The sequence below is a fragment of the Serratia sp. YC16 genome, from assembly GCF_009707615.1.
Lineage (GTDB): Bacteria > Pseudomonadota > Gammaproteobacteria > Enterobacterales > Enterobacteriaceae > Serratia > Serratia surfactantfaciens.
This window is the reverse complement of the sequence record NZ_WLYN01000007.1, coordinates 63,010-89,563: the sequence shown is the minus strand read 5'-3', so window position 1 is coordinate 89,563 and position 26,554 is coordinate 63,010. Positions and strand designations below refer to the sequence as shown.

Annotated in this window: 23 protein-coding genes; 7 read left to right on the top strand and 16 right to left on the bottom strand. The window is 60.7% G+C overall.

Going from position 1 to position 26,554, the window contains the following annotated elements; all coding sequences use genetic code 11:
• Positions 1-155: 155 nt before the first annotated feature.
• Together GKN89_RS18630 and GKN89_RS18625 are read left to right on the top strand one after the other, a co-directional pair.
• On the top strand, positions 156-788 hold the full coding sequence (locus tag GKN89_RS18630; RefSeq protein ID WP_154747527.1) for a response regulator transcription factor: 633 nt from the start codon (positions 156-158) through the stop codon (positions 786-788).
• Positions 785-2,566 (top strand): hybrid sensor histidine kinase/response regulator, encoded by a 1,782-nt coding sequence (locus GKN89_RS18625; RefSeq protein WP_154747526.1) that lies wholly within the window; start codon positions 785-787, stop codon positions 2,564-2,566. Before GKN89_RS18630 ends, GKN89_RS18625 begins: the two co-directional genes overlap by 4 nt.
• A gap of 14 nt (positions 2,567-2,580) precedes the next feature.
• Here the strand turns inward: GKN89_RS18625 and GKN89_RS18620 are convergent, their stop codons facing one another.
• A complete protein-coding gene (locus tag GKN89_RS18620) occupies positions 2,581-3,414 on the bottom strand; it encodes an enoyl-CoA hydratase/isomerase family protein (protein ID WP_154747525.1) in 834 nt (277 codons plus the stop codon).
• Positions 3,415-3,537: 123 nt separating this feature from the next.
• Here GKN89_RS18620 and GKN89_RS18615 point away from each other — a divergent pair, with 123 nt between their 5' ends.
• Complete coding sequence (locus GKN89_RS18615; protein WP_154747524.1) at positions 3,538-3,900, top strand: helix-turn-helix domain-containing protein; 363 nt, start codon at positions 3,538-3,540, stop codon at positions 3,898-3,900.
• Between the two features lie 269 nt (positions 3,901-4,169).
• Here GKN89_RS18615 and guaA read toward each other — a convergent pair whose 3' ends face one another.
• Positions 4,170-5,747 (bottom strand): glutamine-hydrolyzing GMP synthase, encoded by a 1,578-nt coding sequence (gene guaA, locus GKN89_RS18610; protein ID WP_154747523.1) that lies wholly within the window; start codon positions 5,745-5,747, stop codon positions 4,170-4,172.
• A gap of 101 nt (positions 5,748-5,848) precedes the next feature.
• Positions 5,849-7,312 (bottom strand): IMP dehydrogenase, encoded by a 1,464-nt coding sequence (guaB, locus tag GKN89_RS18605; RefSeq protein ID WP_004941460.1) that lies wholly within the window; start codon positions 7,310-7,312, stop codon positions 5,849-5,851.
• Positions 7,313-7,482: 170 nt separating this feature from the next.
• Between guaB and xseA the strand changes: the two genes are divergently transcribed.
• Entirely contained in the window at positions 7,483-8,859 is a 1,377-nt protein-coding gene (gene xseA / locus GKN89_RS18600; protein WP_154747522.1) for an exodeoxyribonuclease VII large subunit, read from the top strand.
• 3 nt (positions 8,860-8,862) lie between these two features.
• On the opposite strand, the gene GKN89_RS18595 is transcribed toward xseA, so the two are convergent.
• Entirely contained in the window at positions 8,863-11,229 is a 2,367-nt protein-coding gene (locus GKN89_RS18595; RefSeq protein WP_154747521.1) for a TIM-barrel domain-containing protein, read from the bottom strand.
• An 11-nt stretch (positions 11,230-11,240) separates the two neighbouring features.
• Complete coding sequence (locus tag GKN89_RS18590; protein WP_019452363.1) at positions 11,241-12,551, bottom strand: MFS transporter; 1,311 nt, start codon at positions 12,549-12,551, stop codon at positions 11,241-11,243.
• Between the two features lie 358 nt (positions 12,552-12,909).
• Here GKN89_RS18590 and GKN89_RS18585 point away from each other — a divergent pair, with 358 nt between their 5' ends.
• The 3 genes from GKN89_RS18585 (at position 12,910) to GKN89_RS18575 (ending at position 15,409) form a co-directional block, all read left to right on the top strand.
• Entirely contained in the window at positions 12,910-13,980 is a 1,071-nt protein-coding gene (locus tag GKN89_RS18585) for a LacI family DNA-binding transcriptional regulator (RefSeq protein ID WP_025159557.1), read from the top strand.
• Positions 13,981-14,042: 62 nt separating this feature from the next.
• Complete coding sequence (locus GKN89_RS18580) at positions 14,043-15,068, top strand: M4 family metallopeptidase (protein ID WP_019452361.1); 1,026 nt, start codon at positions 14,043-14,045, stop codon at positions 15,066-15,068.
• Entirely contained in the window at positions 15,068-15,409 is a 342-nt protein-coding gene (locus GKN89_RS18575) for a protealysin inhibitor emfourin (RefSeq protein ID WP_019452360.1), read from the top strand. The genes GKN89_RS18580 and GKN89_RS18575 overlap by 1 nt, the downstream gene beginning before the upstream one ends.
• A gap of 4 nt (positions 15,410-15,413) precedes the next feature.
• On the opposite strand, the gene GKN89_RS18570 is transcribed toward GKN89_RS18575, so the two are convergent.
• From GKN89_RS18570 to ndk, 11 genes are all read right to left on the bottom strand, one after another.
• Positions 15,414-15,635 carry a zinc ribbon domain-containing protein gene (locus GKN89_RS18570; RefSeq protein ID WP_019452359.1) on the bottom strand — a complete coding sequence of 74 codons (222 nt, stop codon included), beginning with the start codon at positions 15,633-15,635 and terminating at the stop codon, positions 15,414-15,416.
• 13 nt (positions 15,636-15,648) lie between these two features.
• A complete protein-coding gene (locus GKN89_RS18565) occupies positions 15,649-16,605 on the bottom strand; it encodes an AEC family transporter (protein WP_019452358.1) in 957 nt (318 codons plus the stop codon).
• A gap of 99 nt (positions 16,606-16,704) precedes the next feature.
• On the bottom strand, positions 16,705-18,195 hold the full coding sequence (gene der, locus GKN89_RS18560; protein WP_019452357.1) for a ribosome biogenesis GTPase Der: 1,491 nt from the start codon (positions 18,193-18,195) through the stop codon (positions 16,705-16,707).
• Between the two features lie 257 nt (positions 18,196-18,452).
• Positions 18,453-19,634 (bottom strand): outer membrane protein assembly factor BamB, encoded by a 1,182-nt coding sequence (bamB, locus tag GKN89_RS18555; protein WP_019452356.1) that lies wholly within the window; start codon positions 19,632-19,634, stop codon positions 18,453-18,455.
• Positions 19,635-19,645: 11 nt separating this feature from the next.
• A complete protein-coding gene (locus GKN89_RS18550) occupies positions 19,646-20,266 on the bottom strand; it encodes a YfgM family protein (RefSeq protein WP_019452355.1) in 621 nt (206 codons plus the stop codon).
• 13 nt (positions 20,267-20,279) lie between these two features.
• Positions 20,280-21,554, bottom strand: coding sequence for a histidine--tRNA ligase (gene hisS, locus GKN89_RS18545; RefSeq protein WP_025159556.1), 1,275 nt, complete (start codon positions 21,552-21,554; stop codon positions 20,280-20,282).
• Positions 21,555-21,693: 139 nt separating this feature from the next.
• Positions 21,694-22,815 (bottom strand): flavodoxin-dependent (E)-4-hydroxy-3-methylbut-2-enyl-diphosphate synthase, encoded by a 1,122-nt coding sequence (gene ispG, locus GKN89_RS18540; RefSeq protein WP_016929756.1) that lies wholly within the window; start codon positions 22,813-22,815, stop codon positions 21,694-21,696.
• 45 nt (positions 22,816-22,860) lie between these two features.
• Positions 22,861-23,835, bottom strand: coding sequence for a cytoskeleton protein RodZ (gene rodZ / locus GKN89_RS18535; protein WP_063919891.1), 975 nt, complete (start codon positions 23,833-23,835; stop codon positions 22,861-22,863).
• Positions 23,825-24,574 (bottom strand): type IV pilus biogenesis/stability protein PilW, encoded by a 750-nt coding sequence (gene pilW, locus GKN89_RS18530; protein WP_025159554.1) that lies wholly within the window; start codon positions 24,572-24,574, stop codon positions 23,825-23,827. Before pilW ends, rodZ begins: the two co-directional genes overlap by 11 nt.
• A 98-nt stretch (positions 24,575-24,672) precedes the next feature.
• Positions 24,673-25,869: a bifunctional tRNA (adenosine(37)-C2)-methyltransferase TrmG/ribosomal RNA large subunit methyltransferase RlmN gene (locus GKN89_RS18525; RefSeq protein ID WP_004941426.1), complete on the bottom strand. Its 1,197-nt coding sequence runs from the start codon at positions 25,867-25,869 to the stop codon at positions 24,673-24,675.
• A gap of 232 nt (positions 25,870-26,101) precedes the next feature.
• Entirely contained in the window at positions 26,102-26,527 is a 426-nt protein-coding gene (ndk, locus tag GKN89_RS18520; protein ID WP_004941424.1) for a nucleoside-diphosphate kinase, read from the bottom strand.
• Positions 26,528-26,554: the final 27 nt, after the last annotated feature.

Here is a 26,554-nt window from a genome sequence, read left to right as displayed (position 1 = left end):
TCAGTTGAATTTATTGATTGGCTTTATGTTTTCTCTTATCCAAATCCTCGAATAATATATTTCCCTTTCCTAAACGAAAAAACCCTCCTAAAGTAGGGAGGGTTGATAATAATTCATCAGACCTATCTGATATTTGAAGGCGAAAGGAGAATCCTTTGGGGCAGGATTATGCGTTGGTCGTTGATGACCATCCATTGGTAGCAAGCGGCATCGCTAATTTTCTCAGCACGCATTGCCGATTCAAACAGGCGCATGTGGTGACCAATGAGGAAAATTGCTACCGTCATATTAGGGAAAATGGCCCACCGCGTTTACTGGTGATCGATTTCTGGCTCTCTTCCGCTACGGCGTTGAAATTACTCAAGGAAGTCAAACAGCTTTATCCCCAGGTGCGAATACTGGTGGTGAGCGGCGACGAGAATAACGATATCTGGCAGAAAGTGCATAATGCCGGCGGGCACGGATTTATATTAAAAAACGAGCCACCTGAATTATTCGCCAAGGCAGTTTTTGCGCTAAATGACAATCAGGAGTGGTTCCCCGAAGAGAATGAAACCATCGCTAAAAACAACCACGATCATTTAAATAAATTCAATTTAACACCACGGCAAATTGACGTGTTAAATATGATGCTGCGCGGACTGCCAAATAAAAGGATCGCAGCGCAGCTGTCTATTTCCGAGCCGACCGTCAAAGAGCATATCAGCAATATCTTGAAAAAGATCGGCGTCAACAGCCGGGTGGAAGCCATCACGCTGTTGCACGGCAAGCGGGAGCCGTCGTCATGAGGTTTTTCCAGAATTTACAAAATGATGGCATTTCGCCGCGCGCGCAGATCCGCCTGCTGGATAACACCTTCATGCGGTTAGTGTTCAGCTTTACCGCCGTGCCTTTCGTCGGTATCCCTTTCGCCATCTGGATTTATTTGCTGGGCGATGAGCTCGGCCCAACCATTACCTGGATCATCGTTTACCTGCTATGCGCCGTGGCGATCCGAATAGGGTACCGCCGCTATCAGCGCGAGGCTAAAGAAAATGATGAAGACACCGTGCTGCGCCGCTGGCTGCCGCGCATTAATAAGGTGGCCTTTATTCACGGCTTGGGGATCTCCTCACTCTATTTAATTACGCCGCAGACCCATAACTTTGACTTTTTTCTGCTGCTCAATATCAGCATCGCCGCGATCGTCGCCGCCAACGCCACGCATCTGACGCCGGTCATCAGCACCTTTACCCGTTTTTTCTTCGCCTCCTGGGGGCTGCTGAACATCGGCATCATCTGGCGGCTGGAAGACGTGATGTTCATCGTGCTGATGCTGAACTTGCTATACGGCTTCGCCATTTACCGCCACGCGTTAACCTCGCATGCGTTCTTTATTCAGCAGGCGTTGCTCGAAGAACAAAGCTCGCGCCTGGCGGAGCAGTTCCGCCAGGCCAAAGAAGAGGCGGAACAGGCGCTGCTGGATAAGAACCAGTTCCTGACCACCGCCAGCCACGACCTGCGCCAGCCGGTGCACGCCATGGGTTTTCTGATCGAAGCCATCATCCACAAAAACCGCGACGATAGCCTGACGCCACAGCTGCTGGATCTGCAGCAGAGCGTGCGTTCGGTGCATTTGATGTTCAATTCGCTGCTCGATCTCAGCAAGATCGAATCCGGCAACGTGCGCACCGCCGCCACCCATGTGGATATCGGCGCCCTGCTCGACTCGGTGATCACCCTGTTCCGCGAAGAGGCCAACAGCCGCACCCTGGCGCTGCGCACCTGGCGGCCCAAACGGCGCATCAGCGTGATGGGCGATCCGCTGCTGGTGCGGCAATCGCTGATCAACCTGATCCAGAACGCCCTGCGCTACACGCAACGGGGCGGCGTGCTGATCGCCATCCGCCCGCGCGGCGCCGAGTGCCTGGTGGAAGTGTGGGACACCGGCGTGGGCATCGCCGACGAAGAGAAAAGCAAAATCTTCTCCCCTTACTACCGCCCCGAACTGGCATGGAAGATAGACAGCGCCGGCCACGGGCTGGGGCTGGCGGTGGTGGCGCGCTGCGCCAAGCTGATGAAGGTGAAGTACGGTATGCACTCCGTCGAAGGCAAAGGCTCGCGCTTCTGGATGCGCTTCACGCAATACAGCGGCGAAGATAAAGCGCCGGAAAGCGCCGCAACCTACGACAACACCGCCACGCCTACCCGCTATGCACCGCTGCGCGGTGCCTGCCTGGTGGTGGACGACGATCCCTTGGTGACCTCCGCCTGGGAGAGTCTGATGAGCACCTGGGGCATCACCGTGCGCTGCGCGGCCTCCGCCGAGGAAGCCTTCGCCATCGTCGACGGCGGCTTCACGCCGTTCGCCGTGCTGTGCGACCAGCGCCTGCGCTCCGGCGAGAGCGGCTTCGACATCCTGCAGGCGCTGTTCGAACGCCTGCCGGACGTAAGCGGTGCGATGGTCAGCGGCGAGTTCAACTCGCAGATATTGCAAGAGGCCGAGCAGGAAGGCTATCTGGTGCTGCGTAAGCCGCTGGAGCCGGCCAGGCTGCATGCGCTGCTGACGCAGTGGGGGGGCGGCTAGCGCGATGCGCCGCCTTAGCGGGCAAGATGGCGCAGCAGGCTTTCAAGGTTGCGCTCCCCCTCCGGGGTTTGCGCCCCGGCCTTCAGCCCGCCGCGAATCAACTGTTCCGCAGCCGGGCGGGCGAACAATCCCGCCCAGGCGTCGTGCTCACGATAAAAACCGGCCTGCAAATCCGGTGCGGGCATCGCCTGTTTGGCCGCCGCAATCACGCCCTCAGGCAGTGCCGCGATATTGCGCGCTAGCCGATCGACGAAATCATCCAGCTCGGCGGCGGGCAAGGCGCGGTTAATCCAGCCATACCGCTCTGCGGTAGCGGCATCGATAAGGTCGGCGCCCAGGATCACTTCCAGAGCGCGGCCGCGCGTCATTCGGCTCGTCAGGTACTGTGTCGCGCCACCGCCGGGTGTAATGCCCATCAAGGCTTCGCACTGGGCCAGCCCCGCCAGCTCTTGTGCGGCGAAAGCCATATCGGCCGCCGCAACAAACTCGGCGCCGCCGCCGCGCGTCAGCCCGGCCAGCTTAACGAGAGTGACCTGCGGCTGGCTGCGTAGCAGTTCGCCAAACGCCTGGAACGGATTTAGCCCCTCCGGCGCGTTGCTCGCCAGTTCGTCGAAAGCGTGCGGCTCATCGATCAAGGTCATGTCGACGTGAGCGATGAAAAACGCTGGGTTCGCGCTCTGTAACACCAACACGCGCGTATCCGGATCGTCACGCACCGCCAGCAATAAACGGCTGATTTCCGACATCAGCGCCACATCAAGCACGTTTACCGGCGGGTTATCGATAGCGATGGTCATCACGCCGTGCGCATGAGACAGCCTGAGTTTGCTGAAATCTGTATCTGTCATCTCAATGTCCTTTTACCTGGGGGGATAAGTGCGGGTTTTTCGCGCCGTGTGTCGAATGGTATACTTTGCATACCTGGCGTCAATTACGCACCTTAAGCATCCCAGGGATGCAGGAGGATACCGATGGATAAGACCGACCTTGTTTACCGCGCTGACTGCCCAAGCCGCATCGTGCTCGATCAGATTGCCGATAAATGGTCCATGATGGTGCTGGAAGTGCTGCGCGAGCCGCAGCGCTTCAACGCCATCAAGCGCCGTTTGGATGGCGTCACGCAACGCGTGCTGACCCAGACGCTGCGCAAGCTGGAACGCAACGGTATGGTGCATCGCAAAGTGTTGGATGGGCGGGTGCTTGGCGTTGAGTATTCGCTGACGCCGCTTGGCAAATCCCTGCAGGGGCCGTTCTCGATACTGTTCGACTGGACGTTGGGGAATATCGAGGCGATTCAGGAGTGCCAGCGCAAGTATGATGAGCAGGACGAGTGATGCGGTCCCCCATAGATAGGTTCAGAGAGATCGAGCATGGCCCGTTCTTTTTAACGTAACCGATGGTCCCTACTTTCTTCATGCCCCCTGGCGCTATCAATCATACCAAGGTCTGAACATAGGCCATATTTAGACCACAAACGATGTTCGGCTTTACTTATGGCTGGCATCAAGCAGAAAATATTTGGTCATATAAAGAAAAACCCTCTGTAAAAACAGAGGGTTTCAGTCACGTCGGCCTAGTTACGAACAGGCTGTGAAGGGATTAATCATTCCCACTCAATCGTCGCCGGCGGCTTGCCGCTGATGTCGTACACCACGCGGGAGATGCCGTTTACTTCGTTGATGATGCGGTTGGAGACGCGGCCGAGGAAGTCATACGGCAGGTGCGCCCAATGCGCGGTCATGAAGTCGATGGTTTCTACCGCACGCAGGGAAACCACCCAGTCGTATTTGCGGCCGTCGCCCATCACGCCGACCGAACGCACCGGCAGGAACACGGTGAACGCCTGGCTGACTTTGTTGTACAGGTCGGCTTTGTGCAGCTCTTCGATGAAGATGGCGTCGGCGCGGCGCAGCAGATCGCAGTACTCTTTCTTCACTTCGCCCAGCACGCGCACGCCCAGCCCCGGGCCCGGGAACGGGTGACGGAACAGCATGTCGTACGGCAGGCCCAGCTCCAGGCCGATCTTGCGCACTTCGTCTTTGAACAGCTCTTTCAGCGGCTCGACCAGGCCCAGCTTCATCTCTTTCGGCAGGCCGCCCACGTTGTGGTGCGATTTGATCACGTGCGCTTTGCCGGTGGCGGAAGCGGCGGATTCGATCACGTCCGGGTAGATGGTGCCCTGCGCCAGCCATTTCACCTGCTCTTGCTTGCAGGCTTCTTCGTCGAACACTTCAACGAACACGCGGCCGATGATCTTGCGCTTGGCTTCCGGCTCGTCCACGCCCGCCAGTGCGGTCAGGAAGCGGTTTTCCGCCTCGACGTGCACGATGTTCAGGCCGAAGTGGTCGCCGAACATTTCCATTACCTGCTTGGCTTCGTTCAGACGCAGCAGGCCGTTGTCGACGAACACGCAGGTCAGGCGTTTGCCGATGGCGCGGTGCAGCAGCATCGCGGTCACGGAGGAGTCGACGCCGCCGGACAGGCCGAGGATCACGTGGTCTTCACCCACCTGCTCGCGGATGCGCTCAACCGCATCTTCGATGATGGTGGCCGGGGTCCACAGGGCTTCACACTGGCAGATGTCCAGTACGAAACGCTCCAGCATGCGCTGGCCCTGACGGGTGTGGGTCACTTCCGGGTGGAACTGCACGCCGTAGAAGCGTTTTTCTTCGTTGGCCATAATGGCGAACGGGCAGGTGTCGGTGCTGGCGATGGTCACGAAGTCGGACGGGATCGCGGTCACTTTGTCGCCGTGGCTCATCCACACGTCCAGCAGCGGTTTGCCGGCCGGGCTGATGGCGTCTTCGATGTCGCGCAGCAGCGCGCTCTCTTTGACGATTTCCACCTGCGCGTAGCCGAACTCGCGCTCGTTGGAGCCCTGCACATGGCCACCCAGCTGCATCGCCATGGTCTGCATGCCGTAGCACACGCCCAGCACTGGCACGCCGGCCTTGAAAACGTAGTCCGGGGCGCGCGGGCTGCCGGCTTCGGTGGTGCTTTCCGGGCCGCCGGACAGGATGATGCCGCTTGGGTTGAATTCGCGGATCTGCTCTTCGCTAACGTCCCAGGCCCACAGTTCGCAGTAAACGCCGATTTCGCGCACGCGGCGGGCGACCAGTTGAGTGTATTGCGAACCGAAGTCCAGTATGAGGATGCGATGCTTATGGATATTTTGTGTCATTGAGGCGAATTCCAGCAACAAGAGAAAAAGAGCGAAAATGTGTGTTTCGGGATGGGGCTTGGCGCCCCACCCCGGCCTCTCACTCAGGAGAGGTTAAGGCATTAGCCCATGCGGTAGTTCGGTGACTCTTTGGTGATGGTCACGTCATGCACGTGGCTTTCCTGAATGCCGGCGCCGCTGATGCGCACGAACTCCGCCTTGGTGCGCAGATCGTCGATGGTGGCGCAGCCGGTCAGGCCCATGCAGGAGCGCAGGCCGCCCATCTGCTGGTGCACGATGGCTTTCAGCATGCCTTTATAGGCGACGCGGCCTTCGATACCTTCCGGCACCAGTTTGTCGGCGGCGTTATCGGTCTGGAAGTAACGGTCGGAAGAGCCTTTGGACATCGCGCCCAGCGAGCCCATGCCGCGGTAAGATTTGAACGAGCGGCCCTGATACAGCTCGATTTCGCCCGGGGATTCTTCGGTGCCCGCCAGCATGGAGCCGACCATCACGCAGGATGCGCCCGCGGCGATCGCTTTAGCGATGTCACCGGAGAAGCGGATGCCGCCGTCGGCGATAACCGGGATGCCGGTGCCTTCCAGCGCTTCCACCGCGTCGGCGATGGCGGTGATCTGCGGCACGCCCACGCCGGTCACGATACGGGTAGTACAGATAGAGCCAGGGCCGATACCGACTTTCACCGCGCTCACACCGGCTTCAGCCAGCGCTTTGGCGCCCGCTGCGGTCGCGACGTTGCCGCCGACGATCTGCAGATCCGGGTATTTGGCGCGGGTTTCTCGGATGCGCTGCAACACGCCTTCGGAGTGGCCGTGCGAGGAGTCGATCAGCAGAACGTCAACGCCTGCCGCCACCAACGCGTCAACGCGCTCTTCGTTGCCGGCGCCGGCGCCAACCGCCGCGCCTACGCGCAGACGGCCGTGCTCGTCTTTACAGGCGTTCGGCTTACGTTCCGCTTTCTGGAAGTCTTTAACGGTGATCATGCCCAGCAGGTGGAAGCTGTCGTCCACCACCAGCGCTTTTTCTACGCGCTTTTCGTGCATCTTCTGCAGCACCACGTCGCGCGCTTCACCTTCTTTCACGGTGACCAGGCGATCTTTCGGCGTCATGACCGCGGTGACCGGCTGGGTCAGATCGGTCACGAAGCGCACGTCGCGGCCGGTGATGATGCCGACCAGCTCGTTGTCTTCGGTAACAACCGGGTAACCGGCGAAACCGTTGCGCGCGGTCAGCTCTTTCACTTCCTGCAGCGTGGTGGCTGGGGTAACGGTCTGCGGGTCGGTGACTACGCCGCTTTCATGTTTCTTCACGCGGCTGACTTCTTCAGCCTGACGCTCGATGGACATGTTTTTGTGGATGAAGCCCAGGCCGCCTTCCTGCGCCAGCGCGATGGCCAGGCCGGATTCGGTAACGGTATCCATGGCTGCGGACAGCATAGGGATGTTCAGGCGGATGGTTTTGGTCAGTTGGGTGCCGAGCTCTGCAGTGTTAGGCAGAACCGTGGAGTGGGCTGGAACCAGGAGGACGTCGTCAAACGTCAGAGCTTCTTTAGCGATACGTAGCATGGGCAATATCTCACCAGGGTGGGCTGTGAAAAAGATAAAATATTGCCGCGGCATTATACAGAGCGGAATCGGTTGCCTCCAGCACTTTCTTACAAAAAGTCTTGATTACCTTTTTCAGCCATGTAGTATCGACCAATTAAGTGATTGTTTTGAAATTTGATCTGGGTCACATGACGCTACCTGTTTCGCCTTCCATTTTTACCGTAAGCCGCCTCAATCAGACGGTTCGCCAACTGCTGGAAATGGAAATGGGGCAGATTTGGCTCTCCGCCGAGATCTCCAACCTCTCCCAGCCCGCCTCCGGTCACTGGTATTTCACGCTGAAAGACGACCGCGCCCAGGTGCGCTGCGCGATGTTCCGCAACAGCAACCGCCGTGTCACCTTCCGGCCGCAAAACGGCCAACAGGTATTGGTGCGCGCCAGTATCACGCTGTATGAACCGCGCGGCGACTACCAGCTGATCGCCGAGAGCATGCAGCCCGCCGGCGACGGCCTGCTGCAGCAACAGTTCGAGCAGCTGAAACAGCGCCTGAGCGCCGAAGGGCTGTTCGATCAGCAGTTCAAGCAGCCGCTGCCCACCCCGGCCAAACGCGTCGGGGTGATCACCTCAGCCAGCGGCGCGGCGCTGCACGATATTCTGCAGGTATTGCAGCGGCGCGATCCGTCGCTGCCGATCGTCATCTATCCCACCTCGGTGCAGGGCGCGGAAGCGCCGATGCAGATCGTGCGCGCCATCGAGACCGCCAACCGCCGCGACGAATGCGACGTGCTGATCGTCGGCCGCGGCGGCGGTTCGCTGGAGGATCTGTGGAGCTTCAACGACGAACGCGTGGCGCGGGCGATCTTCGCCAGCCGTATTCCGATCGTCAGCGCCGTCGGCCATGAAACCGACGTCACCATCGCCGACTTCGTCGCCGACCTGCGCGCGCCGACCCCATCCGCCGCCGCCGAACTGGTCAGCCGCAATCAGCTCGAGCTGTTGCGCCAGCTGCAGTCGCAGCAGCAGCGGCTGGAGATGGCGATGGATTACTACCTGGCGCAGCGCCAGCAGCAGTTCACCCGCATTCACCACCGTTTACAGCAGCAGCATCCGCATCTGCGCCTGGCGCGCCAGCAGACGCTGCTGTTCAAGCTGCAGCGCCGGATGGAAGACGGCATGCAGCAACAGCTGCGCCTGGCCGCCCGCCGCAGCGAGCGCGCCCAGCAGCGGTTGGCGCAGGTGCAGCCGCAGGGCCGCATTCACCGCTACCAACAGCGCGTGCAGCAGCAGGAATACCGTCTGCAGCAGGCGATGGAGCGGCAGCTCAACGCCTACCGCCAGCGCTTCGGCGTGGCCTGCAGCCAGCTGGAGACCGTCAGCCCGCTGGCGACGCTGGCGCGCGGCTACAGCGTGACGCAAACCCCGCGCGGCGAGCTGCTGAAAACCACCAAACAGGCGCAGGTCGGCGAACTGCTGAAAACCCGTCTGCAGGATGGCTGGGTGGAAAGCGAGGTGAAAACCATTACCGTCGCCAAAAAGCCGCGCAAGAAACGCGCGGCCGAATAGCCCCTACTCCAGCGTAAAGCGCTCGCCCGGTTCGCCGTTCACCCACAGCGCGCGCGTTTCGCCTTCCGGCAGGCTGAGCGTCAGCGTGCGCCAGGCCGGGCGAAAACGCCCTTCCGTCGCGATATCCAGCATGATGCGCTGATTGTCGCAGCGCATTTCCCAGCGCAGCCACAGCGCATCGCCCTGCCGCCAACCTTCGCTTTCGCCGTCGTCCTCAAACAACAGCCCGCTGCTCACGCCGCAACCCTTGAGCGGAAACAGCCGCAGCTCGCGCCGATCGTCGGCGGCCACGTCCACATGCGCCAGCCGCTGCGACAACGGCAGCGCCGCCCCGGCGCGCACCAGCAGCGGCAACCGCTCCAGCGGCGCCGCCAGCGTCACCGTCTGGCCACCGCCGAACCACTGGCAGCTGTAGAAGCAGTACCAGCCTTCGCCGTTGTCCGGCAGATATACCGAACGCCGGCGCTGCCCCGGCTCCACCACGCTGGCCACCAGCAGATCGCGGCCGATCAGGAAATCGTCGTTCTCGCCAAAGGTGCGCGCATCCTGTTCGTGGTCGAGGAAGGTCGGGCGCAGCATCGGCTCATCGTCAGCGCAGGCCTGCCACAACAGGGTGTAGAAATACGGCAGCAGCCGGTAACGCAGGTTGATCGCCTCGCGCACCGCCGGGGTGGCGCTCGGGTACATCCAGGCCTCGTTGACCGTGGCGTCGTCGTTCCAGGAGTGGATGGTGAAACGCGGATGCATCACGCCGTTTTGCACCCAGCGCACCAGCAGCTCCGCGTCCGGTTTGTCGCCGGAGAAGCCGCCGACGTCGTGGCCGAGGTTATACAACCCGGACAGGCTCATGCCCAGCCCCATGCGGATGTTGTAGCGCAGCGTCTGCCAGCTGGTGCGGTTGTCGCCGCTCCAGGTTTGCACATAGCGCTGCATGCCGGCGCAGCCGGAGCGCGAGATCAGGTACGGCCGCTTCTGCGGCGCGAAGCGCTGCTGGGCCTCCATCGAGGCGCGCATCATCAGCAGCGGCATCACCGGACGGATATGCTTGATGGCGATCGGCCGCCCGAAGCCATGGCAGCGCGCTTCGCCGTCCCACACTTCGTACTCGTTGTTGTCGTTCCAGGTCGAGTCGATGCCCATCTCCAGCAGCTGCTGCGTGACGCCCTGCTGCCACCAGCGCACCGCCGCCGGGTTGGTGAAGTCGAGGTGCGATCCTTCGTCATCCCAGAAGCTGGAGCGCTCGGGCGCGTCGCTTTGCGAATCGCGGATAAACAGCCCCTGCGCCGCCACCTCCCGATACTGCGGGTGATCCTGCAGCAGGCACGGCTTGATGTTGGCCGCCAGCCTGAGGCCGGCGTCGTGAAACGCCTGGCTGAGCAGCTTGGGCTGCGGCACCTTGTCGTAGTTCCAGTTGAACACGTAGCGCTTGTGGTTGATCGAGGTGTAGCCCGACGACAGCTGGAAGGAGTCACAGGGAATGGCGTGTTGGCGGCACAGCGCGATGAACTGCTGCAGCTGTTGCTGGGCGTCCGGCGCGTCGGTGTAGTGCATGGTCGAGCCGCTGTAGCCCAGGCTCCACTTCGGCCCGAAGTGGGTGCGGCCGGTCAGGCGCACGAAGGCCTTGGTGACGTCCAGTACCTGCGGCCCGAGGAACAGGTAGTAATCCAGATCGCCCGCTTCGGCCTGATAGCGACGATAGGCCGCGTGGTAGTTGTCGATCTCGTTGCCCAGATCCAGCCAGCAGCTGCTCAGGTTGTCGTAGAACAGGCCGAAACTCGCCTCCGGCCCGCGGGTGATGGTGAACGGAATGTGCTTGTACAGCGGATCGGTGCTGGCGGCGTTGTAACCCATGGCGTCCAGGTTACGCATCTCAAAGCGGCGGCCGGTGCGCTCCAGATCGCCGGCTTTCTCCCCCAGGCCGTAATAGCGCTCATCGGCGAAACGCCGCTGGTAGTGCGCCACACCGTCGCCGTGCGCATTGAGCAGGTAGGCGCTGGTCGGCCGATCCGCCGCCAGCGGCCGCCATTCGCCGGCGGCGTTGCAATACTCCCAGGCCAGCCACAGCGGCTGATGCACCGTCACGCGCAGCAGCGGCGTGCTGACCACCAGCCGATCGCCCGCCTGGCGCAGCTGATAGCCCGGCAGGCTGAAACCGGCGACGCTGAGCCGTTCGCGCCCCTCCCAGGGCACATCCTCCTGCGGCGCGATGCTCCAGGTGCGATCCAGCGCCAGCTCGCCGTCGCGTTTGATCAGCACGCGGAACAGATCTTTTTCCAGCACGTACAGACAGAAGCGGTGGCGTTCATCGACCAGCAGCTCAATATGGTCGGCATGCTGCGCCACCAGCGTCCAGTTTTTCAACGTTTTCATAAGTATTCCACTTAGCTGTGTGAAGGGGTTTTGTTACCGCCGCGCTCGGCGATCAGGGCAATCAGGAACACAGCGCCGATCAGATCGAAGAAGCCCATGGCGATGAACAGCGGGTTGAAGCCGATGGTGTCGGACACCGCGCCGATCAGCAGCGTGAACAGGAAGCTGGCGATCCAGGCGCTGGAGCCGCGCATGCCGTTGACCGTCGCCATCTGGTTTTTATCGAACGACTCCACCACCAGCGCGCTGAGCATGCAGGAGATCACCTGGTGGCCGAAGCCGCCGATCGAGATCAGCGCGATCGCCACATAGGGATCCTGAGTGATCGCCACGAACGCCAGCGACACCATCAGGAAGGCGCCGGTCACCGAGCTGGCGACCACCGAGTTGACGCGGCTGCAGCCGAACCATTTGCGATACAGGGTGGTGAGATAGCCGCTGGCGACGCTGCCGATGTCCGCCGCCAGGAACGGCAGCCAGGCGAACATCGCGATCTGTTTCAGATCCATGCCGCGTTCGGTGGCCAGGTACAGCGGCACCCAGAAGCTGAATACCGCCCAGGCCGGCTCGGCGAGAAAGGCCGGGATAGCGATGCCGTAGAATTTCTTGTTCTTGCACAGGCTGGCCAACGAGGTGAGGAACGGCAGCTTCGGCAGCACCGGTTCGTTGTCTTCGCGGATCAGATCCAGCTCTTGCTGGCTGAGGTTCGGGTGCTGCTGCGGCGAGTGGTAGAACAGCCACCATAGCACCACCCAGATCAGCGCCAGCCCGCCGGAGAACAGGAACGCCCCCTGCCAGCCGAAGGAGACATGGGCGATGACAATGATCGGCGGCGCCAGCATGGCGCCGATGGAGAAGCCGACGCCCGCCCAGCCGGCGGCGATCGGCCGTTCCTTCTTCGGGAACCAGTCGGAGATCGCCTTGGCGTTGGCCGGGGTGGCCGCCGCCTCCGCGCCGCCCATGAAGAAACGCAGAATGGCCAGTTGCAGCCAGCTGCCGGCGCCGGCGTGCAGCATGCATACCACCGCCCAAATGCCGGCGCAGATCAAAAAGCCCATCTTCAGGCCGATCACGTCGATCAGCCAGCCGCAGATCGGCTGAAACACCGTGTAGGCCAGCTGGAACGAGGCCACCACCCAGGCGTATTGCTCGGTGCTCATGTTCAGACTGGTTTTCAGCTCCGGCGCCAGAATGCCCAGCGAGTTGCGGGTGATGTAGTTGACCGTGACGCCCAGCAAGAACAGCGCCAGCATCCACCAGCGCAGCGATTTGAACTTGCGCCGGCCGCTCTGCACGACCGCCTGATTGATCTCCACACTCATCGATTCTCTCCCCGCGGCCGCCGGTTACGACGACGCGCGTTTCGGTAGGTACGTTGCGCTATCAAAAAAGGAGCGGTGAAAACGGGTCGGCGCCGTATCGTCGGCCGACGGACAGTCACAACCCCATGATTTATTTTTTGTTTTCTTTTTTGCACACCGTTAAAATTGGACTGACAGGTCGCCAAAATTGGTGTACCAATGCAGACTACTCAGCGATAGCGCACAGCGAAACGGGGTTTTTTGCAAAGATTTTCACAGGCGGGTGAAAAAATAGTCATAATGGCCGGCAAAGCCGGTCAAGATGCTGAAAAGCCGCAGTGAAAATATTCTCACGGATGAATTTGAAGGAGATCACAAAATGAACGGAAAGCTGAAAATCCAGGAGATCGCCCGCCAAACCGGGCTGTCGATCAGCACCGTTTCCCGCGTGCTGGCGGGCAAGGCCAACACCAGCGCCGAGGCGCGCCGCAAGGTGCTGGACTGTGCGCAGCAAAACGGCATTCTGCAGGGCATTTCCAGCGGCCGGCTGATGCTGAACAACGTGATGGTGTTCGCGCCGCAGCGCGCGTTCGACGTGCGCACCGATATCTTCTATTACAAGGTCATTCAGGGCATCGCCGCCGCGCTGATGCAGCACGAGGTGCGCATCCGCTACTGCGGGCTGGAAGAGCAGCACAGCGACGGCGCGCTGTTTCTGGAAAAGATGAGCGATCCGCATACCGAAGCGGCGCTGCTCATCGGCATCGACGACGAGCATATCCACACTCTGGCCGCCGACCTGCACAAGCCGTGCGTGTTGATTAACTGCAGCGATCGGCAGATGCGGCTGGACAGCGTTTCGCCGGATCATCAGCTGATCGGCGACTACTCCGCCAGCTACCTGTTCCAACAGGGGCACAGCCACATCCTCAATCTGCAGTGCCTGCGCCGCCACACCATGGAGCTGCGGCTGGCGGGCATCCGCCAGGCCTACGATCGGCATCACCTGCCGTTCGACGATGGCCGCCATCTGGTGACCACCTCCGGCTTCGGCAGCGAAGAGGCCGAGCAGGCGCTGACCACCTATCTGAACCGCGCCCCGCTGCCGACGGCGATCCTGGCCGGCGGCGACTACATGGCGGTCGGGGCGGTCAAGGCGCTCAATAAACTGGGGCTGAGCGTGCCGGGCGACGTCTCGGTGATGAGCACCGACGGCTTCAACCTGGCGGAAATCCACGACGTGCCGCTGACCTCGGTGCAGGTGCCGCGCGATGAGCTGGGCTACGAGGCGATCCAGCTGCTGCAGCGGCGCATGCTGCGCCCCGACGCGCCGCCGTGCAATCTGCTGCTGCACGGCCGGCTGGCGGTGCGCGCCTCAGTGCGGCGCGTCAGCCCGCACAAGAGCGCGCCGGCGGTGAGCACGCATAACCACAGGCTTTATGACGAGTAGACTACACTTAGGCTCAGTGCATTCATTCGATGAGGTAAAATTTTTGCCTAAGGAGAGCCACTATGTCAGCCCAGCGCATGCGTTCCGTCATTCCTCCCTACATGCTGCGCCGCATCATTGAACACGGCAACGCCCCGCAGCGCGACTGCGCGCTGCACACCCTGAACCACGTGCAAAGCCTGCTCGGCAACAAGCCGCTGCGTTCACCAACCGAAAAGAACGCCAGAGCCGGTGAAGCGATCCGCGATATCTACGACGCCCAAAACGGCACCCAACTGCCCGGCAAACAGGTGCGCAAAGAGGGGCAACCCAGCAACCACGACGTGGCGGTGGACGAAGCCTACGACTACCTCGGCGTCACCTACGATTTCTTCTGGCAGGCCTACCGCCGCAATTCGCTGGACAATAAAGGGCTGCCGCTGACCGGCAGCGTGCACTACGGCAAGGAGTACCAGAACGCCTTCTGGAACGGCCAGCAGATGGTGTTCGGCGACGGCGACGGCGAGATCTTCAACCGTTTCACCATCGCCATCGACGTAGTCGGCCACGAGCTGGCGCACGGGGTGACCGAGAGCGAAGCCGGGCTGATCTACTACCAACAATCCGGGGCGCTCAACGAATCGCTGTCCGACGTGTTCGGCTCGCTGGTCAAGCAGTTCCATCTGCAGCAAACCGCCGATAAAGCCGACTGGCTGATCGGCGCCGGGCTGCTCGCCAAGGGCATCAAAGGCAAAGGGCTGCGTTCGATGTCGGCGCCCGGCACAGCCTACGACGACCCGCTGCTGGGCAAGGACCCGCAGCCCGCCAGCATGCAGGATTATATTCAGACCAAGGAAGACAATGGCGGCGTGCACCTCAACTCCGGCATTCCCAATCGCGCCTTCTACCTGGCGGCAACCGCGCTGGGCGGCTTCGCCTGGGAAAAAGCCGGCTACGTTTGGTATGACACGGTGTGCGACAAAGCGCTGCCGCAAAACGCCGACTTCGCCACCTTTGCCCGCGCCACGGTGAAACATGCGCAAGCGCGTTTCGATCAGAGCGTGGCGGACAAGGTGCAGCAAGCCTGGCATCAGGTGGGGGTGGAATAATGAAACCGCTGCCGACGCTCAATCAGGATACGGTCATTGAGCTGGCGCGCGAGGGAGGCTTCGCCTACATTCCCAAACTGGCGGGCCAGCGCCGCATCGCGCTGGCCGATATCACGCCGGAGCAGCGGCAGCGTCTGAATCAGTTGCTGAACCAGACGCTGCCCTATGCGCAGGAAGAAGGCCAACCCGCCTCCCCCGGCTGTGGCGACCAGCGCTACTACCGCGTGCAGATCAACTACACCAGCCCCACCCTGAGCAGCGAGATCGTGCTGCTAATCCCGGAGAGCAGCGCGCCGCAGGCGCTGGTGGATCTGTGGAAAACCGGCCAGGTGGATGAGTGAGGGCTTACAGCGGCTGATAGCTGAAATTCACCCGCTTTTTGGAGATCAGCCCGTGCCCGTTCTGGCACAGGTAATCCACCGCCCCGCAGGCTTTCAATTCTTGCAGCGGCTGCCCGCATTCCGGGCAGCTCGCCAGCTGCCGATAATCGCGCTGACAGGCTTCACAATGGTAGTGACCTGCTACCCAATTCATGATCTGACGGCATTGCGGACAGTGCGCTTCCATAACGACTCCCAAATTAAATCGCGCCCCATGAGCGCAGGAAATAGATCCCCAACGCGGTGGTGAAGAACGAACCGACGGTGGTGATGGCGATAATATTGGCCGCCAGCGTGGCGTTGCCGCCCATGGCGCGCGTCATCACATAGCTGCCAGAGGCGGTCGGCGTGGCGGAAAACAGGAAAATAATCCCCAGCGCCGCGCCCTGGAACCCGCACAGCCAGCCGGCCAGCGTCATCAGGAACGGCACCAGAAACAGCTTCGCCGCCGACGACAGCGCCGCCACGTTGGACGAGCGGAACATGGCGCGAAAATCCAGGCTGGCGCCGGTGCACAGCAGCGCCAGCGGCAGCGACAGCGCGGAGATATAGCTGCCGGTTTGGCGAATCACGGCCGGGATGCCCAACCCGGTTTGCGCATACGCCAACCCGCACACCAGGCCGATGATCAGCGGGTTGGTGACGATGCTGCGCAGCAGCGACAGGTGGCTGATTTTCTTGCCCTGTCCGCCCTGCAGGCTGCGCGTGAGGGTGATGACCGACAGCACGTTGAACAGGATCACCGTCACCGTCAGGTACAGCGAGGCGAGCGCAATGCCTTCGCTGCCATAGGCGGTCATGGCGTAGGCCAGGCCGACGATGGCGGTGTTGGCGCGAAAACCGCCCTGCACGAATACCCCGCGCTCACGCGGCTCTTTCACCAGCCACCTGGCCGCCAGCTCCAAGAGCAGGAAGGTCGCCAGCGTGCCGACTGCGCCGAACAGCACCAGCGGCAGGTTACCGAGCAGCTGCGGGTGGTTGGTGGCGATGCTGAAAAACAGCAGGCACGGCAGCGCCAGATTGAACACCAGGCGGGTCGCGCCGTCGACGAAGCGATCATCCATCAGGCGCCAATGGCGCAGCAGGATCCCCAGCAGCATCATTAACAGATTCGGCACGGTGACGTTGAACGCAAAACTCCAGGTTTCCCAGGACATGGTGTTCCTTCAGGCAGGCGAGGTAATCTTCAGATAATAAAACGATTTCGGGCCAATAAAAAAGGGGCGCGGCATCACTGCCGCGCCCCTCATGAGCAATTACTTGCTCTTTTTCAGGTGGCTCATCAGGCGCTTGCGCTTGCGCATCTGGGTCGGCGTCAGCAGGTTGCGTTTGCCGGCGAACGGGTTGTCACCCTCTTTGAACTGGATGCGGATCGGCGTCCCCATCACGTTCAGCGAGCGGCGGAAGTAGTTCATCAGATAGCGCTTGTAGGAATCGGCCAGATCGCTGACCTGGTTGCCGTGGATCACCACGATCGGCGGGTTGTAACCGCCGGCGTGGGCGTATTTCAGCTTCACACGGCGGCCGCGCACCAACGGCGGCTGATGATCGTCAACCGCCATCTGCATGATTTTGGTCAGCATCGAGGTGTTTACGCGACGGGTTGCGCACTCGTAGGCTTCCTGTACCGATTCGAACAGGTTGCCGACGCCGCTGCCGTGCAGCGCGGAAATGAAGTGCACTCGCGCGAAGTCGACGAAGCCCAGACGCAGATCGAGCATCTCTTTCACGTGCTCGCGATCTTCTTCGCTCATGCCGTCCCACTTGTTGACCGCAATCACCAGTGAGCGCCCACTATTGAGGATAAAGCCGAGCAGCGAGAGATCCTGATCGGAAATGCCTTCACGCGCGTCGATCACCAGCAGCACCACGTTGGCGTCTTCAATCGCCTGCAGGGTCTTGATCACCGAGAATTTCTCGACGGTTTCCGTCACCTTGCCGCGTTTACGCACCCCGGCGGTGTCGATCAGCACGTATTCACGTTCGTCGCGCACCATCGGAATATAGATGCTGTCGCGGGTGGTGCCCGGCATGTCGTACACCACCACGCGCTCCTCGCCGAGGATGCGGTTAGTGAGCGTAGACTTACCTACGTTCGGGCGGCCGACGATCGCCAGCTTGATCGGCAGATCCTGCGGATTGAACTCTTCTTCCGGCTCTTCGTCTTCTTCGCCTTCCAGCGTTTCACCGTTTTGCTCGGCCCAGTAAGCGGCGTTGGCCTCTTCCTCAGTCAGCTCGACGTCTTCCGGTTTTTCCGGCACGAACGGCACCAGCACGTGTTCGATCAGCTGGGTCACGCCGCGGCCGTGAGAAGCGGCGATAGCGAACACTTCACCCAGGCCGAGCGAATAGAAATCAGCGGTGGCGGTGTCCGGATCCAGACCGTCGGTTTTGTTGGCTACCAGGAAGGTCGCCTTCTGGCGGCTGCGCAGGTGCTGGGCAATGCCCTGATCCGCCGGCATCAGGCCGGCGCGGGCGTCGACCATGAACAGCACGATGTCCGCTTCTTCGATCGCCAGCAGCGACTGACCGGCCATGCGCGTTTCTACGCCGTCTTCGGTGCCGTCGATACCGCCGGTATCGACGATGATGAATTCATTGCCTTCGATTTCAGCACGACCATACTTGCGGTCACGCGTCAGCCCCGGGAAATCCGCCACCAGCGCATCGCGCGTATGGGTTAAACGGTTGAACAAGGTGGATTTACCCACATTCGGGCGCCCGACCAGCGCGACGACAGGTATCATTGTTGAAGCCTCATTACTTAATAATCAATGCGTTACTGCACTGTGGATAGACACCAGCGGTGCAGCTTATAAAATACGAAACGGCCCCTGAACACTCAGGAGCCGTTTTCCCCTTCATCTTTCGCGCCACAGCGGCGTTGCCTGCGCACCTTCGCCCCGGTCACTCAGTTCACTAAGCTCCCGAGGACTCATGCGCTTGCCGCCTGGCTGCAACCCGAAAGCTTTTTCGGGTGCAAGAAGGGTCACGACGAGCGGCGTTAGCGGGTGAAAGCGTAAACTTTCCCGCCGCGAGCCTGGATGACCAGCTTGTCGCTGGCCACCATCGGCGCAGACAGGAAGCCGGAGCTGTCCACTTCCTGCTGGGCGACAAAACGACCATCGGTGGTGTTGATCCAGTGCAGATAGCCTTCGGCGTCACCGGTCACCAGATAACCATTATACATCACCGGCGGCGTCAGGTTACGGTGCAGCAGATCGCTCTGCGTCCACACGGTCACGCCGCCTTCGGTGCTGAGCGCCACCACTCGATCGTTCTGGTCGATCAGGTAGATGCGGCCCGCGTCGACGATGAAATCATTCACCGAACCCAGTTCGCGTTTCCAGATGATCTGACCGGAACGCAGATCCAGCGCCGTCAGATTGCCGTTGTAACCCAGCGCGTAGACCACGCCGTCAACGATCACCGGCGTGGTGTCCACGTCGTTCAGGCGATCGATTTCGGTTGCGCCGCTCGGCTGAGAGATGCGCTGTTGCCAGATAATCTGGCCCTGCTGCATCAGCACCGCGCTGACGCGGCCGTTGTCACCGCCGACGATGGCGGCGCCAAAGGCGACGGCCGGCGCGGATTCACCGCGCAGCGACAGCGAAGGCATATCCAGGTTAACCGTCCACTTCACCGCACCGTCGGCTTCGTTCAGCGCCTGCAGCATGCCGTTGGAGGTATGCACCAGCACCATGCCGTCGCTGACAACCGGACGGGAGATCGCTTCGCCGGCCACTTTGGTCTGCCAAGCGATGGCGCCGTCGGCGGTGTTCAATGCGTAAACCACCGCTTTTTCGCTGCCGACGTAAACCTTGTCACCTGCGACCGTCAGGCCGCCCGACAGCAGCGCAGACAGGTTGCTGGAGAAGAAACCGGTTTTCTCGGAGAGATTGACCTTCCACTTCTCGTTGCCGCTGTCGGCGTCCATCGCTTTCACGATGCCGAAGCGATCGGCGGCGTAAATGGTGCTGTCCTGATAGGCCGGACGCAGGTGGGAGTAATACTCACCGATACCGTCGCCCACCGAGGTGCTCCACGCCTTGTTCGGCGTAAACTGATTTTCAACTTTCGGCAACGGCGACATGGTAACCACGTCTTCTTCGCTGTTAAACAGCGAGCAACCACTCAGCAAGGCAGCGGAAACCAGTCCGACCAAGAGTGTTTTACGCAATTGCATGGGAATTCCCCTTAGCTGGACAAGTTATTCAATTTCATGCGCAGCAGAACCTGCAGCGCCTGAGAAGCGTTGGACTCAATGCCTTTGCTGTAAGCTTCGCGCGCGCCCTTGGCGTCGCCCTTGGCCAGCAGCACGTCGCCGCGCACATCCTGCATCATCGCCGCCCAGCCTTCGCCTTTCACGCCATCCAGCGTTTTCAGCGCTTCATCCAGCTTTTTCTCCTGCAGCTGGACGCGCGCCAGACGCAGGTCGATCATCGCCAACAGGTTGTCGTCTTTGGTCTGACCCTGCGCCAGCGCCAGTTGCTGTTCCGCCTTGGCGAAATCATTCTGTTCGACAAAGTGCTTGGCCAACTGCAACGCGGCCAATACGCCGTAGCTGTTGCTGTTAGCCTGGACAAATTTCTCCGCGGCGGCCACGTCATCCGGTTTGCCGGCCGCCAGACGATCGCTGGCTTCCTGATAGGATTGCGATGCAGCCATCATGTTGGAGTTTTCATGGCTCTGCCAGTAACGCCAGCCAACCAGGGCACCAATTCCGAGCACCACGCCCACCGCCAGCGCTTTGCCGTTTTCGGCAAAGAACCGACGCAGTGCGTCGACTTGTTCGTTTTCAGTGGTATAGACTTCCACGGTGTCCTTCTCCTTAACCTAACATCAAAGCCAGACGCGCAGCGACTTCGCTTTGCGCCAGCGTTTCTTGTTCACCACTGCGCAGGTCTTTCACCACTACCTGCTGCGCCGCCACTTCGCTCTCACCCAGGATCAGAGCGATGCGCGCGCCCCATTTGTCCGCACGGGTGATCTGCTTTTTGAAGTTGCCGCCGCCGTAATTGGTCATCAGCTTCAGCTGCGGCGCCGCGTCGCGCACCTGTTCAGCCAGCTGCATCGCCGCGCTCTGGGTGCCCGCGCCGGAAGAGATGACGTACACGTCGATAGCCGACGGCGCCTTGAATTCCGGGTTAACCGCCTGCACCAGCAGCACCAGACGCTCGAGGCCCATGGCGAAACCGACCGCCGGGGTGGCGCGGCCACCCAGCTGCTCGACCAGGCCGTCGTAACGGCCGCCCGCACAGACGGTGCCCTGCGCGCCCAGGCTGGTGGTCACCCACTCAAACACGGTGCGGTTGTAGTAATCCAGACCGCGCACCAGGCGCTCGTTAACGGTATATGGGATACCTGCCTGCGCCAAAAGTTCACACAGACCGGCGAAGTGAGCACGGGATTCTTCGTCCAGGTACTCGGACAGGCGCGGCGCGTCGTTCAGCAACGCCTGCACCTCAGGATTCTTGGAGTCCAGCACGCGCAGCGGGTTGCTGTACATGCGGCGTTTGCAGTCTTCGTCCAGCACCTCGACGTGCTGCTCGAGGAACGCCACCAGCGCGTCGCGGTAGTTGGCGCGCGCCTCCAGCGAACCGATGGAGTTCAGCTCCAGCTTGACGTGCTCGGCGATGCCCAGCGCTTTCCACCAGCGGGCGGTCAGCAGGATCAGCTCGGCGTCGATGTCCGGGCCTTGCAGGCCGAACACTTCCGCGCCCAGCTGATGGAACTGGCGATAGCGGCCCTTCTGCGGGCGCTCGTAGCGGAACATCGGGCCGATGTACCACAGACGCTGTTCCTGATTGTACAGCAGACCATGCTCGATGCCGGCGCGCACGCAGCCAGCCGTCCCTTCCGGACGCAGCGTCAGGCTTTCACCGTTGCGGTCTTCGAAGGTATACATCTCTTTTTCCACGACGTCGGTCACTTCGCCGATCGCGCGTTTGAATAACGGGGTCTGCTCTACAATCGGCAACCGGATTTCGCTGTAACCGTAGCTGCCCAGCACCTGCTTGAGGGTGCCTTCAATACGCTGCCATAATGCCGTTTCTTCCGGCAGGTAGTCGTTCATGCCGCGAATGGCTTGAATGTTCTTTGCCACGTGAGTTCTCTGTCCGTTGTCTGTAAAAATGAACCCGATTATAGGGACTTTGCCGCCCGGTATTCAACGCGGATGCGGTTTTCTGCCCTTCAGGTTCATAAACAAGCGGGCCAACAGGCCCGCCGTGTAGCGATAACGCTTATTTTTCCAGCAGGTTGACCGTGATGCGGTTGCTTTCGTCCATCATCGCGGCCTTGGCGCGAATCTTCGCTTCCAGCTGGTCGATCATCTGTTCGTTGTCGAAACGCTCTTTCTGACGCACGCCGTCTTCATAGAAGCCGCTCTTCTTGTGGCCGCCGGTCACGCCCATGGTGGACACCAGCGCTTCGCCCGGGCCGTTCACCACGCAGCCGATGATCGAGACGTCCATCGGCGTAATGATGTCTTCCAGACGCTGCTCCAGCGCATTCACCGTGCCGATCACGTCAAATTCCTGACGCGAACAGGTCGGGCAGGCGATGAAGTTGATGCCGCGCGCGCGGATGCGCAGCGACTTCAGGATGTCGAAACCGACCTTCACCTCTTCAACCGGATCCGCCGCCAGCGAGATGCGCAGGGTGTCGCCGATGCCTTCAGACAGCAGCATGCCCAGGCCGATGGCCGACTTGACCGACCCGCTGCGCGCGCCGCCGGCTTCGGTGATACCCAGATGCAGCGGCTGATCGATGCGCGACGCCAGCAGACGGTAGGATTGTACCGCCAGGAACACGTCCGACGCCTTAACGCTGACCTTGAACTGGTCGAAGTTGAGGCGATCGAGGATGTCCACGTGGCGCATGGCGGATTCCAGCAGCGCTTCCGGCGTAGGTTCGCCGTACTTTTCCTGCAGGTCTTTCTCCAGCGAGCCGCCGTTGACGCCGATGCGGATCGGGATGTTCTTGTCGCGGGCGCAGTCCACCACCGAGCGAATGCGCGATTCGTTGCCGATGTTGCCCGGATTGATGCGCAGGCAGTCTACGCCGTATTCGGCCACCTGCAGCGCGATGCGATAATCGAAGTGGATATCGGCGACCAGCGGCACGTTGACCTGCTGCTTGATCAGCTTGAACGCCTCGGCGGCGTCCATGGTAGGAACCGAAACGCGGACGATGTCGACGCCCACGCGCTCCAGCGCTTTAATCTGATTAACCGTTGCTTCAACATCGGTGGTACGGGTGTTGGTCATCGACTGCACGGCAATCGGCGCGCCATCACCAATAGGCACCTTGCCGACGTAAATGCGCGTTGATTTTCGACGGTTGATGGGCGCTTGGTTATGCATTACTTACTCTCCATTGCTGCTCTGACATCACGACCAGCCGCGCGATTACTGCGCGGCGACGGTCAGGCGAGCAACACGGTTTGACTTAACGAACCGGCTTAAATCGACCGGCTTACCCTGATACTGGATCTGTACTGCCGCCGGCGCGCCGATGGTCAGTTTGTACGGCGCCGTGCCGGTCAGGTTCAGCTTGCCGCCCTTCTTCTGGGTGCCGCTGAACAGTGTTTTACCGCTGGCGTCACTCACCTGCAGCCAGCAGTCGGCAGAGAAGTCCATCACCAGCGCGTTCGGATCGGCCGCCGGCGCAGCCACGCCCGCATCGGCGGTCGGCAGCGGCGCTTGTGCCGCCGGCGCGGTTTCCGGCAGGGTGGTCTGGCTTGGCGACACCACGGCAGGCTGCTGCTGAGCCGCGCCTGGCGCCTGGGCGGTAGCCGCCGGCGCCTGAGCCGCTGCGCCGGTATCGGCCGGCGCAGCGCTGTTGTCGGTCAACGGCACGTTGGTGCCGGCGTCGGCGTTGCCGTCGGTCAGCGGCACGGACTGCCCTTCGTTATTCTGTGAAAGCTGCGCCGAGGATTGATCGGCCATAGTGGCGATCTCTTCCTGCTGCGCCTTGTGGTTTTGCCACCACCAGGCGCCGGTCAGGCCGATCACCACGAACACGATAAGCCAGGTGAAGCTCATCAGCCAGCCGTCGCGTTTCTTGCGGCGCTTGCCCAGCGAGAAGCTTTGCATCGGCGCCACTTTCGCCATCTTCAACGGCGCCTGCTTGGCCAGCATCGGCAGCAGTTCGTCTTCCGGCAAATGCACCAGTTTGGCGTAGGAACGGATGTAGCCGCGCACGAAGGTGGACGCGAGGTCAGCGGAAACGCTGTCTTCCTCGATATCGCGCACGGTGGACATTTTGAGACACAGGCGTTCTGCAACGGTCTGTTGGCTCAGCCCGAGTTGCTCACGGGCCTGACGCAGGCGCTGGCCCGTCGTCATGGATACGGTTTTATCTTGGGAGGCTTCAGTATTCATTAGCTAAGAACTGCTGGTACTGTTTGGATTGTGGAAAACTTCGCGCTAGCTGCTTGCCATAGCGTTGAACGCTATCCTGACGGCCGGCTAACGCGGCGAAACGAATCTGTAACCATAAGCTGCTGGCGCTGGCCGGCAGAACATGCTGATAAACATCCAATAAAAGTTGCGACTGGGCGCGCTTCCCTTCTCCAAATTGCTTTTCGGCCTCCGCCAACAGCGGAGTGCCTTTGTCCGGATCGACCTTCAGCGCGCGGCTCAACAGCGTGCGCGCCTCATCGTTTTGTCCGGCCTTGAGAAAACAGTAACCTGCGTTTTCCAGGCTGTCGGCAACCTGGCCATAATCGGGCGCCAGCGCCGCAGCGCTAAACTGCTGTTGCGCCGGTACATACTGCCCTAAACCGCAAAGAAACGCACCGTAATTATTCAGTACGGTGCCATTGCCTGGCGCAAGTTTGAGCGCTTGCCGATAACGCTGTTCGGCCGCGGCGTTTTCACCGTTCCGCTGCGCATAAAGCGCCATGCCCAACTGCGTGCGGTAATCCTGCGGGGCCGCGTCCAGCGCCTTTTCCAGGTTCTGGCGCGCGGCGTCCATGTCGCCTTGCTGCAGGTACTCCAGCCCCAGCTGCAGGCGCGTCTGGCCCGCCTCAGAGACCTGTGCTTCCTTTTCCGGCGCTGAACCGGAACACCCGGCCAACAACCCGGCCGCCAGCCACACACCCCACAGTTTCAGCTTCATGCCCGCATTCATTTCCTTATCGGCCGTCAACTAACGCCCACCAGCGACACGCTTTCGCATAACAGGCTGTTAGATAACAAAAAATGGTGCTATAGGATTCAGACCGCCCGTACGTTGATAGGTTCCCCGGCCATTTTCTTCTTCAGGGTACGCTTGGTACGGTCGATCACTTCACCCGCCAGTTGCCCGCAGGCGGCGTCGATATCGTCACCACGGGTTTTACGAACAATAGTCGTAAAGCCGTATTCCATCAACACCTTGGAGAAACGATCCACCCGGCTGTTGGAGCTGCGGCCGTAGGGAGCGCCCGGGAACGGGTTCCATGGGATCAGGTTGATCTTGCACGGCGTGTCTTTCAACACTTCCGCCAGCTGATGCGCGTCATCGGTGCTGTCGTTGATATGATCCAGCATCACGTACTCGACGGTGACGCGGCCCTGGTTAGCGTTGGATTTCTCCAGATAGCGACGCACCGCGGACAGGAAGGTCTCGATGTTGTACTTGCGGTTGATCGGCACGATCTCATCGCGGATGGTGTCGTTCGGCGCGTGCAGCGAAATAGCCAGCGCCACGTCGATCATGTCGCCCAGCTTGTCCAGCGCCGGCACCACGCCGGAGGTAGACAGGGTCACACGGCGTTTGGACAGGCCAAAGCCGAAGTCGTCCAGCATGATTTCCATCGCCGGCACCACGTTGTTCAGGTTGAGCAGCGGCTCGCCCATGCCCATCATCACCACGTTGGTGATCGGGCGTTGGCCGGTCACCTTCAGCGCGCCGATGATCTTCGCCGCGCGCCACACCTGGCCGATGATTTCCGACACGCGCAGGTTGCGGTTGAAGCCCTGCTGCGCCGTCGAACAGAATTTGCACTCCAGCGCGCAGCCTACCTGCGAGGAGACGCACAGCGTCGCGCGATCGGCTTCCGGGATATACACGGTTTCGACCTGCTGATCGCCCACCTTGATCGCCCACTTGATGGTGCCGTCGGCCGAACGCTGTTCTTCCGCCACTTCCGGCGCGCGGATTTCCGCCACGCGCTGCAGCTTGCCGCGCAGGACTTTGTTGATGTCGGTCATCTGCTCGAAATCGTCGCAGCAGTAGTGGTAAATCCACTTCATCACCTGATCGGCGCGGAACGGTTTTTCGCCCATTTCGGCGAAGAACTCACGCATTTGCTGGCGGTTCAGATCCAGCAGGTTGATTTTGGCCGCAGCCGGTTGCTCCACGTTAACGGAGGGGGTAGTCAGCGAATTATTTTCAGACACGGTGTGCTCGGACGTGATGGGTTCTAACATAATGATCTCTGGCCTCGTTATTACACGTTATGGCGCTAAAGAATGGAAAGTAAGTTGTGCATTTCAGCCCGCATGATTCGGGTGGCGGCACTAAAAACACGCCCCTGACAAGTCGTCTTATCAGGGGCGCGGCATTGTACAAATTTTAGTAGCGTGTTTCTATGGCTGAAAGGCATTCAGGGCATTTTTATTGTTTCAGCCGGTGAATGCCTGGTTATCAGCAATGGCACGATTAACGTGCGCAGATTTCGCTTTCGTTGAAGAAGTAAGCGATTTCACGCTGTGCGGATTCAACGGAGTCGGAACCGTGAACGGCGTTAGCGGTGAAGCTGTCCGCGTAGTCGGCGCGCAGGGTGCCGGCCAGTGCGTTGTCCGGGTTGGTTGCACCCATGATGTCGCGGTTGCGCTGCACGGCGTTTTCAGATTCCAGAACCTGCACCATGATTGGGCCGGAGGTCATGAACTCAACCAGACCGTCGAAGAATGGGCGGCCTTTGTGCTCAGCGTAGAAGCCTTCAGCTTGCTCGCGAGTCAGACGCAGCATTTTAGCGGCGATGATTTTGAAACCGGCGCGCTCGAAACGCGCGTAGATAGCGCCGATGTCGTTGTTGGCTACAGCGTTTGGTTTAACGATGGAAAAGGTACGTTCTACGGTCATGATGGCCTCTGTATGACTTCCAAAACA